Genomic DNA, 12898 nt, shown 5'->3' with positions numbered 1-12898 from the left:
GCACCCCGGTCCCGCTCATCTCGCGCGCACCTCCGACCCGCTCACGCGCGCGACGTTCTCGGCGTGGATCCTCAGCTGTGCCGGCCCGCGACGCGCCAGCGGCAGCTTGGTCGCGGCCGTATCGGGGTCGCTCGCCAGAGCCTCGAGGTACGCGTCGTCCTCGCGCAGGATGGCCCGCGCCCGCTGCGCGTCGAGGACGGCGCCGTGGCCGGGCACGACGTGGTCGGCGCGCTCCACCAGGGGAGCGAGGCGCTGCAGCGTGGCGCGGTACTCGGTGATCCCGCCGCCGTCCGACAGCATCGGGATCTCGACCGGCGACAGGTGATCCCCGCACACGAGGACCCGCGCCCACGAGATCCAGACCGCCATGCCGTCCGCCGTGTGGCCGCCGGTCGGGTGCAGTTCCACCTCGCGGTCCCCGACCTCGAGGTGACCGGGCACCGGGAGCGCCTGGAGCTCGCCGAGCCGCAGCGTGGAGGCCGACGTGCCGAGCGACCGGTCCACGTAGTGCTCGTCGTCGAACTCGCGCAGGGCACGGGTGGCGTCCCCGGGCTCGGCGGCCAGGCGCGCCGCAGTGGTCTCCGCGCACCCGAGCGGAGCGTCCGGGAACGCCAGGCGACCCAGCAGGTGGTCCCAGTCACCGTGGGTGGCGAGGAGTCCGGTCAGGGGGAAGCCCGCCTGGGCGAGCAGGGTGGGGAGGAGATCGAGCTCGCTCGGGAAGACCGGCGAGTCGATGACGAACGCCTCCGCGCTGCGCTCCGGGTCCCCGTCCTGCGCGTCCTCGAACGCGCCGCGGACGATCGTGCAGGTCGTCTGCCACGCCGCCGAGGTGGCGACGAGCACGTCCGGGTGCAGGCTGACGACGCGCACGCTCGCTCCCTACGCTCGCGGTCGTCGATCGTGCCGGCTCAGCAGCCGAGCAGCTTGGCGGCCTCGAGCAGCGACTTGACCTCGGCCGTCGGCTTCTTCATGCCCGACTCCAGCGGCTCCTTGTTGCGGTTGACCCAGATGACCGGGACCTTCGCCTTCAGGCACGGCTCGACGTCGTGGTAGTGGCTGGAGGCGATGTGGACCCAGCCCTTCTTGCCGCCGATCCGGCGGGCGAACTCCGTGAAGTGCGCGGGGTCGGGCTTGTAGGAGCGCACCTGCTGTGCGGTGACGACGAGGTCGAAGTCGCCCGGGATGTGGCGGCGGGTCTGACCGAGCAGCTTGTCGTCGATGTTGGAGATCAGCCCGGTCGAGTACTTCTTGCGGAACTTGTTCAGCTGCGCGTTGGTCTCGCGGAACGCGGTCCAGCGCTCGACCGAGTCCGGCAGGAAGCCGGAGCGCGACGGCTCCAGCGGCCAGCCGATCTTCTTGGCGATCTCGACGGCGGTCCGGCGCAGGACCTCGGCGTACAGCTCGTAGGAGCCGCTCTCGACGTCCCTCGAGATCTCGTGGAAGAGCGGGATGATCTCGTCCGGAGAGTCGATCGTGAAGCCCTCGCGAGCCGCTTCTTTGCGAAAGGCGTCGTAGATCCCCTTCTCCCAGTCGATCAGTGTGCCGTAGACGTCGAAGGTGATCCACTGGATCTTTGCTGGGAGGGCCATAGGCGGGGCATTCTGCCACGTTGCATCGGATACTCGCGGTCTCCCGCCGGGTGTCGGGTACGCGCGCGGCCAGCGCACAGCACGGTCCGCGGGCGGCCTATAGCATCGCCCGCGCTATGGACCTCCTCGAATATCAGGGCAAGCAGCTCTTCGGGCGCCACGGGCTCGCCGTCTCGGACGGCAAGGCCGTGACCACCGTCGACGACGCTGTCGCCGCCGCCAACGAGATCGGGTATCCGGTCGTGGTCAAGGCGCAGGTGCTCATCGGTGGGCGCGGCAAGGCCGGCGGGGTCAAGCTCGCCTCGAACGAGGACGAGGCGCGCGAGCACGCGACGAACATCCTCGGCCTCGACATCAAGGGCCACATCGTCCGCACCCTGTGGATCGAGCACGCCTCGGACATCGCGACCGAGTACTACGCCTCCGTCCTGCTGGACCGCTCCGCGAAGAAGCCGCTGGTCATGTTCAGCGTCGAGGGCGGCGTCGACATCGAGCAGGTCGCCGAGGAGACGCCGGAGAAGCTGATCAAGGAGAACGTCGACCCGCTCGTGGGCCTCACGCGCGAGCAGGCGCTCGACATCGCCAAGAAGGGCGGCGCCGACGAGGACGTCGTCGAGGGCGTCGCCGACGCGCTCGTCGCCCTCTACGAGGTCTGGATCGAGGAGGACGCGAGCCTCACCGAGATCAACCCGCTGATCGTCACCCCCGACCGCAAGGTCAAGGCGCTCGACGCGAAGGTCACGCTCGACGGCAACGCGCTCTTCCGGCATCCCGAGAACGCCGACCTCGGCGACTCGGCCAACGCCGATCCGATCGAACTGCAGGCCAAGGAGCAGGGCGTCACGTACGTCAAGCTCGACGGCGACATCGGCATCATGGGCAACGGGGCCGGCCTCGTCATGTCCACGCTCGACGTGGTCGCGCAGTACGGCGGCAGCCCCGCGAACTTCCTGGACGCGGGCGGCGGATCGGACGCCGCGAAGGTCAAGCAGGCGATCGAGCTGATCCTGGCCAACGACCAGGTCAAGGCCGTCCTGCTGAACATCTTCGGCGGCATCACCCGCTGCGACGAGGTCGCCAACGGCCTGGTCGCCGCGTTCGCGGACCTCAAGCCGTCCGTGCCGTTCGTGGTCCGCCTCGACGGCACCAACGACGTCGCGGGCCGCAAGATCCTGGAGGAAGCGGCGCTGCCCAACGTGCACGCTGCCACGACGATGGACGGGGCGGCCGAGCAGGTCGTCGCGCTGGCGAAGGGGAGCAACTAGATGTCCATCCTGGTCGGGAACGACACGAAGCTGGCCGTCGCCGGCATCACGGGCCGCGAGGGCTCGTTCCACACGCTGAACAACCGGTCGTACGGCACGAACGTCGTCGGCGGCATCAACCCCAAGAAGGCCGGGGAGAACGTCGAGGGCATCCCGGTGTTCGCGGACTGGCAGACCTGCGTCGCCGAGTCCGGTGCCAACACCGCGATGATCTTCGTGCCGCCGCCCTTCGCGGCGCAGTCGGCGCTCGAGGCCGCTCAGGCCGGGTGCGAGCTCGTGGTGATCATCACCGAGGGCATCCCCGCCCACGACGAGCTCAAGCTCTACAACACGATCAAGCGCGACCACCCGAACACGCGGGTCGTCGGGCCCAACTGCCCGGGCATCCTGTCGCCAGGCAAGGCCAACGTCGGCATCATCCCGGCGTCGTTCTTCAAGGAGGGCAACGTCGGCGTGGTGTCCCGCTCCGGCACGCTCACCTACCAGATCGGCAACGAGTTGGCCCAGGCCGGCTTCGGCAACAGCTCGATCGTGGGCATCGGCGGCGACCCCGTCCCGGGCTCCTCGTTCGTCGACATCATCGAGCTCTTCGAGCAGGACGAGCAGACCGAGCTGATCGTGCTCTCCGGCGAGATCGGCGGCTCCGCCGAGGAGGAGGCCGCCGAGTACATCGCGGCCAACGTCTCCAAGCCCGTCGTCGGGTACATCGCGGGCTTCACGGCCCCCGCCGGCAAGCAGATGGGCCACGCCGGGGCGATCGTCTCCGGCTCGGCCGGCACCGCCGCGGCGAAGGCCGAGGCGCTCGAGGGCAAGGGCGTGCGCGTCGGTCGCACCCCCACGCAGGTCGCGAAGATCGCGATGGAGATCCTCGGCGCCTGACCGGGCACACGCGCCCTCGGCGCGTACCTTCCACGTCGTGCACGAGCGCCCCGGTCCCCGGGGCGCTCGTCGTTGCGGCGTGCCGCGGACTCCTGCCGTCGCACGTGAGCGGCGTTGCCGCCCCCGCCTACTCCTCGCGCGGGCCGCGGAGCTGGGCCTTCAACCGCTCGATCCGCGCGACGATCTCCTCCAGCGGTGCCACGGGATCGGCGCGGCGTGCCGCGGCGGCGCGGTCGGTGGCGTCGGGGGCTTGCGCGTGGGCGGGGGCCTGCGCGTGGGCGGGGGCGCCGGGTGCATCCGGGGCCTCGCTGCTGGAGGAGTCGCCGGGTGCGTCGGACCGCTGGGCCCTTGGGCCGGGGTCCCGTTCCGAGCGTGCCGGCTGCCGGTCGCCGTGTTCCAGGCGCGCGAGCAGGTCGGCCAGACGATCGGCCTCGGTGGCGAACCGCGTTGCGGCGTCCAGCTGGTCGACGCGGACGCGAGCCAGCTCGTCCGCGTGGTCGGCCGCCATCGCATCGATCCGGGCGTTGGCATCGTCGAGGTCGCCGAGCACCGTCTCGATGTCCGTGGCGAGCTGCTCGACGGCCGCTTCGAGCGCGCGGACCTGCGCGAGCGCCCGGTCACGCTCCTCGCGCAGTCGCGCCGCCTCGTCGGCGTGGTGCCGGCGCTCCTGCGCGACCTCCTGGCGAAGCGCCGCCAGCGCGTCACGGGCCGAGCGGACCTGCTCCGCGAGGTCCTCGGTCGCGGGCTCGGGGGCGGACGTGACCGCGCGCGAGGGAGCGGTCGCGGCGGGGGCCAGAGGCGGGCGGATCGGGATGGCGGGACGGGCGGGGGCGTCGACCCGCGCGGGCTCGGCAAGGCGGGCGGGGGATCCGGACGAGGCGCCGCCGGTGCCGCCCTGCAGAAGCTCCTGCGCCCGCAGCCGCAGTTCCTGCAACCGGGCGAGGGACTGCTCGACGCTGGGCGGACCGGGTGTGGCAGGACCCGTCATCGCGCTGGTGCTCGGCGGATGAGGGAGAGGTCCGGCACGGTCGCCACGTCGGGGCCGAGGATCAGGCGTCCGGTCCGGCGTCCAGGTGGACGCGCAGGTAGAGGTCACGGGCGCCGTAGGGATTGTCGGTGGCACTGAAGCCGAACGACCCGTAGAGCGCGAGGGCCGCCTCGTTGCGCTCGTTGACGTCGAGCTCCATGCGCCGGGCGCCGCGCTCGCGCGCCCGCTGCATCGCGGCCTCGACCAGGGTCCGTCCCAGGCCGCTGCCGCGAGCTTCGGCCGTCACGAAGACGTCCTCCACCAGGCAGTCGCCGCCCGCCCGCCAGACGCCGTAGCGGTGCCGCAGCTGCACGATGCCCACCGGGGGGCCGTCCGGGTCGAGGAAGCCCAGGAGGAAGTCGGTCTCGCGGTCGTCCATGAGGCGCTCGACGCCCGCGAGGAACGCGTTGTCCGACGGCCAGTCCGCACCGAGGTGGTCGCGGAACGCCACGAGCAGACCTGCGACGGCCTCGGCGTCCCGCGCATCGGCGAGCCGGACCGAGGGAGCACTCACGACGGATTGCGCCGGACGTACCAGTGCACGGTGACCTCCGCGACCACGACGCCCTGCGCGTCCGTCAGGTCCACCCCGACCTCGAACCGCGCCTTGCCGTCGGTATCGAGCGCGGCGTTGACCTCCTCCACCGGGGTGCGGAGCGCCGACGTCGCCGTGATCGGCCCGCGGGCGATCTTGCGGTAGGCGATCTCCGCGCGCTCGGCGAGCGGGGTCAACGTGGCGAGCTGCTCTGCGAACGCACCGAGGAAGGCGCCGCCCGACGCGGCTTCGGCCACGGTGAAGAGCGCGCCCGCGTGCTGGGAGTTCACGTGGTTCTTCAGCTCATCCGCCTCGGGAAGCTCAGCGACCGCCGTGCCTGGCCCGATGTCGAGGATCTTCACCCCGATGTGGTGCGCGAAGGGGATCATCGTCTCGTAGCCGGAGGCCATTGCCGCGTAGTCCATGGGCGGGAACGCTAGGGCATCGTGGCCGCGACCGCCGCGAGTCTGGCCATCCCGAGACGGCAGATACGCCATGTGGCCGATGTTCTCGCCGCCGTGCGGACCTAGCGTCATCGGCATGACCCAGCACTACGACGCCATCATCGTCGGCGCGAGCATCGCCGGCTCCTGCGCGGCCATCGGGCTCGCACGACGGGGAGCGCGTGTCGCGCTCCTCGAGCGGCGAGGCGACCCGGATGCCTACAAGACGATCTGCGGGCACTTCCTGCAGTCGAGCTCACGTCCCGCGTTGGAGCGGCTGGGCGTGCTGTCCGCCCTGCATCGAGCGGGGGCCGTGGACAGCACCATCGACATCCACACCCCGTGGGGCTGGATCCGGAGCACCGAGGACCAGGTCCCCGCGCTCAACCTGCGCCGCAGCGTGCTGGACCCGCTGCTGCGCCGGACCGCGGCCGAAACCCCGGGCGTGGACCTGATGCTCGGCGAGACCGTCGACCGGGTCCGTCTCGACGAGGGGCGTGGAACCGGCGTCGAGTGCGTCGACCGTGCCGGGCGGCGTCGGCGGCTGCGCGCTGCGCTGGTCGTCGCCGCCGACGGGAGGGGCTCACGTGTCGCCGAGCTCGCGAACGTCCCCGCACGCACCATCGACAACGCCCGCTTCGCCTACTACGCGTACTTCAGCGGAATCGCGACGCGCCCCGGCGGCGCGCGGGCGTGGTACCTGGATCCCGATGTCGCCTTCGAGTTCCCGACGGACAACGGCCTCACGATGCTCGCCTGCATGCCGGAACGCGACTGGCTGCCGGAGTTCAAGCGCGACCTGGGCACCGCGTTCTCGCGCTTCTTCGCCGGCCTCCCGGACGCACCCGCGACACGCACCGCCACCCGGGAGACCCCGATCTTCGGCAAGCTCGAGATGCAGACCATCTCGCGGCCGGCAGCCGCCCGCGGGATCGCGTTCGTGGGCGACGCCGCGCTCGCCGCCGACCCGCTCCCCGGTGTCGGGTGCGGCTGGGCCGTCCAGTCGGCGGAGTGGCTCGCCGACTGCGTCGGGGAGGCGCTGCTCGAGGGGCGCGGGCTCGAGCGGTCGCTGCGCCGCTACCGTCGTCGTCACCGGGCCGCTCTCCACGGTCACGAGCAGCTCATCACGAGCTACTCGAGCGGTCGGGCGTTCAACCCGCTGGAGCGCCTGCTGTTCTCCGCCGCCGTGCACGACGCGAAGACCGCGGCACACCTCGAGGCGTTCGGATCCCGGCGGATCCGGGTGCGGCAGTTCCTCGCACCCCGCCCCGTGGCCCGTGCCGCACGTGTCCGGTTGCGTGCTGCGGCGCGCACACCGGGGGATCACGTCCTCCAGCCGACCGGGTAGACGACGCCATCAGTGAGGCCTCCGGGGCTTGACCCCGGGCGGCAGGACGCCGATCCTCATGGTCTGCCGGAAGGGAGGATCGTGAGCGAGCGGGCAACGGACGGTCTCGACGCGACGCCGGTGGGCCGAGCCCCCGGGTCGGTCGCGCTGCCCGAGGGGCATCAGGGACTGCCCCGACAGCTGACCACGTTCATCGGCCGGGAGCGCGAGCTGCTGGAGAGCTCGCGGGCGCTGTCCGCCACGCGCGTGCTCACGCTCAGCGGGACGGGCGGATGCGGGAAGACGCGTCTCGCGCTCGCCCTGTGCGAGCGCAGCCTGGACGACGCGCCCGGTGGGTGCTTCTGGGTCGAGCTGGCACCCCTGACGGACCCTGCCCTGGTCGGCAGCGCGCTCGCCGCGGCCGTCGGAGTCCGGCCACTGCCCGGGCAGACACCGCTCGACGCAGCCCTCACCTACCTCGAGCCGAGACGCGCGCTCGTCGTCCTCGACAACTGCGAGCACGTCCTCGCCGAGGCTGCGCACGTGGCCCGATCGCTCGTGATGGCCTGTCCCGAGTTGACCGTCCTGGCCACGAGCCGCGAGCCACTGGGCATCGCCGGCGAGACGGACTGGCGGGTGCCCTCCCTCGCCGTGCCCGACGACACCGCCATCCCGTCGAACCGTCTGCCCGTGGAGTGGGACGCCGTGCGGCTGTTCGTCGAGCGAGGTCGGAAGGTACGGGTCGACGGACTCCGCGCGACCGACGCCGCGGCCGTGGTGCGCATCTGCCGGGAGCTGGACGGTCTGCCGCTGGCGATCGAGCTCGCGGCGGCACGGCTGCGCCTGCTCTCTCCCGAGCAGATCGCCGAGGGGCTCTCCGATCGCTTCCGGCTGCTCTCGCGCGGCGTGCGAGGCGCCCTGCCACGCCAGCAGACGCTCCGGGGGTCCGTCGACTGGAGCCATGCGCTGCTCACCGTGCGGGAACGAGCGCTGTTCCGGCGCCTGGCCGTGTTTCGTGACGGGTTCACCCTCGCCGCCGCCGAACGGGTGGGAGCTGGTCCCGAGGTTCGCTGCGAGGACGTGCTCGAGGTGCTGTCCGCGCTGGTGGACAAGTCCCTGGTCACGACCGATCGGCGCGCGGGCGACATCCGGTACCGGCTGCTCGAGACCGTCCGGCAGTACGCCTTCGAGCGACTCGTGGAGAACGGCGAGCTCGAGGGCGCGCGTGACCGTCACCGCGACACCTACCTGGAGCTCGCCGAGCGTCTCCATCCGGGGATGCTCACCCCGGGGCAGCTCGAGGTCTTCGACCGGCTCGACCCCGACGCGGCGAACCTGGCGCAGGCCATCGAGTGGGCGGCACGTACCGCTCCGGAGAAGGCGCTCCGTCTGTGTCGCGCCCTGTCGCTGTGGTGGCACTCGCGCGGACGGTTCGGCTCCGGGGAGGACGCGTTCCGGCTCGCCGTCGACGCGAGCGCCGGGCACGACCTCGAGCCGCTGCGCTCTCGCGTGATGGCTGCGCGGGCGTATCTCTGGGCGACCAGCGGCAACTTCCCCGGGGCTGCCGAGGTCGCCGAGGCGGCGCTGCGTGCCGGTGAAGCCATCGGAGACCCGGTCGCCATGGCCCATGCGTCCTGTGCGCTCGGGCTGCCGCAGCTGCTCCAGGACCCCATGCGGTCGCAGCCGACGCTCGAGCGGGCGTACGAGCTGGCCCGGGAGAGCGGGGACGACTGGTGCGTGCTCCTGTCGACCCAGAACCTGGCCTGGCACTACGTCTTCCGGGACGAGCCCCAGCCGATGCGACGGCTCCTCGACGGATGCTTCGACATCGCGACGCGCGTGGGGGCGGTGGAGCGCATCGCCTGGCACTGGATCGCTCTCGGCTACAGCCACTACGCCGCCGGAGAGCACGGCGAAGCTCGCACGTTCCTGGAGCGGGGTCTGGAGGAGGCCCGCAGCGCGGGCGATCCCAACTCCGCCGGCGTGGGCCTCGCCTGGCTCCACCGGATCGACGTCGACGCCGGACGGGTGCAGGAGGCACGGGAGGGGCTGGCCGTCGCGAGCCGCCGTGCGCACGCGCTCGGGGCAGGGCTCGCGCTGTCACCGCTCACCGCTGCGACGGCGTACGCGGACGGCGCGGCCGGAGCGTTCGATCGTGCTGCACGAGCGGCGGACGACGGAGGATACGAGCCGGGGCCGGCCCGCTATGCCGTGATCGACGTGTGCCTGGACACGGCGGAGATGCTGCGCCTCGCGGGCGAGCACGGAGCCGCCCGGGTGCGTGCGGACGAGGCCCTGGGGCTCGCTGACGACCTGCAGAACGGCTGGTTCGCGGTTCGCGCGCTCCTCGTTCTCGGCCGTCTGGCGTGCGGCGAGAGTGATTGGTCGGAGGCCCAGCGGCTGCACCGTCGCGCGCTCGACGCGATCGTCGCCGGGGGCTACCGCCTCGAGCTGCCCTCAGCTCTCGAGGATGCTGCCGGCATCGCCGCGGGGCTGGAGAGCTGGCGCGAGGCGGCACGTCTGCTGGGTGCCGCGCGTCGGGCCCGGGCGGACCTCGGGCTGGTGCCGTGGAGCGGACGGCGCGCGGAGGTGGCGAACCTGGCCGTGGCCGTGCAGGAGGCACTGGGTCGGGCGGGCCTCGCGTCGGCGAGTGCCGAGGGCGAGCGGCTGACACCGGATGAGGCGGTGGCCTGGCTGCGGCGCGCTCGCGGCGAGCGCAAGCGGCCCCCCGGCGGGTGGGAGAGCCTGACGCCGACGGAGGTGGAGGTCGTGCGGCATGCGGCCCAGGGGCTCACGAACCCGCAGATCGGCGAGCGCATGTTCATCTCCCGCTCGACCGTCAAGGTCCATCTGTCGAACGTCTACCGGAAGCTCGGTGTGCGCAACCGGGCCGAGCTCGCGCGGGAGGCGGCTACGCGCCTCCCGTCGGCGGCGCGGAGTCCGTGAGGCCGAGGTGCCGGACGGGCGGCCGGGCGGCCGCGTGCGCCCGGCGGTCTGGTGGCGGGGTGCTACTCCGCCGCGGCTTCGGCGGGCGCCTCGGCCGGGGCGCTCGTGATGTCGGCGATCGGCTGACCCGCGGTGATCGGGTCGCCTTCGGCGATGTGGAGCTTGGCGAGCGTGCCGGCCTTGTGGGCGACGATCTCGTTCTCCATCTTCATCGCCTCGATGATGCAGATGAGCTGGCCCTCCTCGACCGTCGCGCCCTCCTCGACGACGATCTTCCACATGTTGCCCTGCATCGGGGAGGCCAGCAGATCGGCTCCACCGGCGCCGCCCTTGGACGCGCGCTTCTCGCGCTTCTTGGGGCCCGCGGCGGCGGCGTTGCCCGCGACGGCGATCCCGCCGACTGGCGGCGCGCCGAAGACCTTCACGTCGAAGCGCTTGCCGCTGACCTCCACGGCGTACTTGGTCTCGACGACCTCCTCACCCTCCGGCGCCTCGAACGGCTCGGCGGTCTCGGCGGCGCAGCCCTTCAGCCACTCCTTGTCCTCGACGAGGTCCTTGCAGATCGAGCCCTTGGCCCAGTCCTCGGTGGCGAGCAGGCGCTTGTGGAACGGGATCAGGGTGGTGAGGCCCTCGATCTCGTACTCGTCGAGCGCGCGCAGCATGCGCTGCGTGGCCTGCTCGCGGTCGGCGTCCCACACGATGAGCTTGGAGACCATCGGGTCGTACATCGGCGAGACCTCGCCGAACGCCTCGACGCCGGAGTCCACGCGCACGCCCGGGCCGGTCGGCTCCTTGTAGTTGCCGATCGGACCGGCAGCGGGGGCGAAGTTGCGCTCGGCGGCCTCGGCGTTGATGCGGCACTCGATCGCGTGGCCGCGCAGGACGATGTCCTCCTGCTTGTAGTCCAGCGGCTCGCCCGCGGCGGCCTTGATGCCCTGCTTGACGATGTCGATGCCCGTGGTCATCTCGGTCACGCAGTGCTCGACCTGGACGCGGGTGTTCATCTCGAGGAAGAAGTACTCGTCTCCCTGCAGCATGCCCTCGATGGTGCCGGCGCCGACGTAGTCGACCGCCTTGGCGGCCTCGATGCCGATCTTGCCGATGCGCTGGCGCATCTCCTCGTCCACGACCCACTCGGGCGCGGGGGACTCCTCGATCAGCTTCTGGTGGCGCCGCTGGATGGAGCAGTCGCGCTCGCCGAGGTGGATGCAGTTGCCGTGCTTGTCGGCGAGGATCTGCACCTCGACGTGGCGGGGCTCGGGCAGGTAGCGCTCGAGGTAGACGGTGCCGTCGCTGAAGAACTTCTCGCCCTCGCGGCTGGCGCCCTCGAAGGCGTCCTTGAGCTTGTCCTCGGTCAGCGCGACGCGGAAGCCCTTGCCGCCGCCGCCGGACGCGGCCTTGACGGCGACCGGGAAGCCGATCTCGTCCTTCGCGATGCGCAGCGCGTCCTCGTAGGTGTCGACGGCGTCGGTCGTGCCGGGGACGATCGGGACGCCGGCCGCCTGCATGAGCTCGCGCGCCTTGGTCTTGGAGCCCATCGCCTCGATCGCGGAGGCGGGCGGGCCGATGAACACGATGCCGGCGTCCTCGCAGGCCTTCGCGAACGGGGCGTTCTCGGCGAGGAAGCCGTAGCCGGGGTGGATCGCCTCGGCGCCGGACTCCTTGGCGACCTGCAGGATCTTCTCGACGTTGAGGTAGTTGTCCGCGGCCGGGCCCTCACCGATGAAGTAGGCCTCGTCGGCCTTCTTGGGGTGGAGCGCATCGCGATCGGTCTCCGAGTACACGGCGACGGACGCGATGCCCATCTCCTTGCACGCGCGGAACACGCGGATCGCGATCTCGCCTCGGTTGGCGACCAGGATCTTCGAGAACATAGGCGGCGGAATCTACTTGAGGAAGGGGGTTCGACGACTCCTCGCGCGCGGGGCCGGGGCCGTCCGTCGGGGGCGCCCTTCCGGGGACGCCGTGTGTCGCAGTAGGCTCGCATGATCAATCCCGCTTCGACGGAGGATTCCCCATGGACGTTTCGCAGCTGAGTCAGGGCGCCAAGATCGCCGGGGGAGCAGGTCTGCTGCTCCTCATCTCGATGTTCCTGCCCTGGTACGACGTGTCCGCGAGCTTCGCCGGATTCAGCGCCTCGAACAGCGGCAACGCCTGGGAGGTGTTCGGGTTCATCGACCTGGTGCTGTTCGTGACCGCGGTGGCGGCGATCGCCGTGGCCGTGATGGCGACGCAGAACCGCTCGGCCGCCCTTCCGGTGCCCCCCGGTCAGCTCCTGCTGGCCCTCGGCGGCCTCGCGACCGTGCTCGTGGTCTTCCGCGTGCTCTCGGTCCCGGACGGCGGGATCGACGTGGACGGCGTCGACGTGAGCCGCAAGTTCGGTCTCTTCGTCGGCCTGATCGCGGCGGCGGGCGTGGCCTACGCCGGCAAGCTCCTGAGCGACGAGTAGTCCGCGGCGGTGCGCGGGGCGGGCCGTGGGGCCCGTCTCGCGCGGCAGGGGCGGGTCCGTGCCCGAGCGCGGCGGGGGCGGGTCCGTGCCCGATTCGCGAACTCGGTGGACGAGACCATGCCCGTCTCGCGCGGCAGGGGCGGGTCCGTGACCGATTCGCGCGGCGGGGGCGGGTCCGTGCCCGATTCGCGAACTCGGTGGACGAGACCATGCATGTGGTGGTCTTGTCCACCGAGTTCGGCCTGGGCCGTGCCCGTTCCGGGCGCGGGGGCGGGCAGTGCCCGCCCAAGGGCTCCGAGGTGCGCTGCGCCCGCCGAAGGGACTGCTGCCGAATCGCAGGGCCTGGGCTCACGGGACCCGCTGGCCTCACGGGCCCGCCGCGGCGAACTCGGTGGACGGAACCACGCATAGGGTGGTCCTCTCCACCGAGTTCGGTGC

11 protein-coding genes are annotated in these 12898 nt (G+C 71.9%); 5 read left to right on the top strand and 6 right to left on the bottom strand.

What is annotated here, in order from left to right:
• Positions 1–15: 15 nt before the first annotated feature.
• Positions 16–870 carry an MBL fold metallo-hydrolase gene (locus tag ABYE80_RS00235; RefSeq protein WP_372787743.1) on the bottom strand — a complete coding sequence of 285 codons (855 nt, stop codon included), beginning with the start codon at positions 868–870 and terminating at the stop codon, positions 16–18.
• A 38-nt stretch (positions 871–908) separates the two neighbouring features.
• Complete coding sequence (locus ABYE80_RS00230; protein ID WP_372787742.1) at positions 909–1589, bottom strand: HAD family hydrolase; 681 nt, start codon at positions 1587–1589, stop codon at positions 909–911.
• A 116-nt stretch (positions 1590–1705) separates the two neighbouring features.
• On the opposite strand from ABYE80_RS00230, the gene sucC reads away from it, so the two are divergent.
• Positions 1706–2854 carry an ADP-forming succinate--CoA ligase subunit beta gene (sucC, locus tag ABYE80_RS00225; protein WP_372787741.1) on the top strand — a complete coding sequence of 383 codons (1149 nt, stop codon included), beginning with the start codon at positions 1706–1708 and terminating at the stop codon, positions 2852–2854.
• Positions 2855–3733: a succinate--CoA ligase subunit alpha gene (gene sucD, locus ABYE80_RS00220; RefSeq protein ID WP_372787740.1), complete on the top strand. Its 879-nt coding sequence runs from the start codon at positions 2855–2857 to the stop codon at positions 3731–3733. It abuts the gene before it with no gap.
• A gap of 127 nt (positions 3734–3860) precedes the next feature.
• Here the strand turns inward: sucD and ABYE80_RS00215 are convergent, their stop codons facing one another.
• The 3 genes from ABYE80_RS00215 to ABYE80_RS00205 all read right to left on the bottom strand — a co-directional run bounded on the left by ABYE80_RS00215 (position 3861) and on the right by ABYE80_RS00205 (position 5720).
• Positions 3861–4721, bottom strand: a complete 861-nt coding sequence (locus tag ABYE80_RS00215) for a hypothetical protein (RefSeq protein WP_372787738.1) — start codon at positions 4719–4721, stop codon at positions 3861–3863.
• Positions 4722–4782: 61 nt separating this feature from the next.
• Positions 4783–5274: an N-acetyltransferase family protein gene (locus tag ABYE80_RS00210; protein ID WP_372787737.1), complete on the bottom strand. Its 492-nt coding sequence runs from the start codon at positions 5272–5274 to the stop codon at positions 4783–4785.
• On the bottom strand, positions 5271–5720 hold the full coding sequence (locus ABYE80_RS00205; RefSeq protein WP_372787736.1) for a PaaI family thioesterase: 450 nt from the start codon (positions 5718–5720) through the stop codon (positions 5271–5273). Before ABYE80_RS00205 ends, ABYE80_RS00210 begins: the two co-directional genes overlap by 4 nt.
• Positions 5721–5835: 115 nt before the next feature.
• On the opposite strand from ABYE80_RS00205, the gene ABYE80_RS00200 reads away from it, so the two are divergent.
• Both ABYE80_RS00200 and ABYE80_RS00195 read left to right on the top strand, forming a co-directional pair.
• Positions 5836–7086, top strand: coding sequence for an NAD(P)/FAD-dependent oxidoreductase (locus ABYE80_RS00200; protein ID WP_372787735.1), 1251 nt, complete (start codon positions 5836–5838; stop codon positions 7084–7086).
• Positions 7087–7167: 81 nt separating this feature from the next.
• Positions 7168–10011, top strand: coding sequence for a LuxR C-terminal-related transcriptional regulator (locus ABYE80_RS00195; RefSeq protein ID WP_372787734.1), 2844 nt, complete (start codon positions 7168–7170; stop codon positions 10009–10011).
• A gap of 62 nt (positions 10012–10073) precedes the next feature.
• Here ABYE80_RS00195 and ABYE80_RS00190 read toward each other — a convergent pair whose 3' ends face one another.
• On the bottom strand, positions 10074–11885 hold the full coding sequence (locus ABYE80_RS00190; protein ID WP_372787733.1) for an acetyl-CoA carboxylase biotin carboxylase subunit: 1812 nt from the start codon (positions 11883–11885) through the stop codon (positions 10074–10076).
• Between the two features lie 143 nt (positions 11886–12028).
• Here ABYE80_RS00190 and ABYE80_RS00185 point away from each other — a divergent pair, with 143 nt between their 5' ends.
• Entirely contained in the window at positions 12029–12460 is a 432-nt protein-coding gene (locus ABYE80_RS00185; protein ID WP_372787732.1) for a hypothetical protein, read from the top strand.
• The last annotated feature ends 438 nt before the right edge of the window (positions 12461–12898 follow it).

This window comes from Paraconexibacter sp., assembly GCF_041602235.1.
Classification (GTDB): Bacteria; Actinomycetota; Thermoleophilia; order Solirubrobacterales; family Solirubrobacteraceae; genus Paraconexibacter.
The sequence above is the reverse complement of the archived record's forward strand: the minus strand, read 5'-3'. Positions and strand labels throughout refer to the sequence as shown.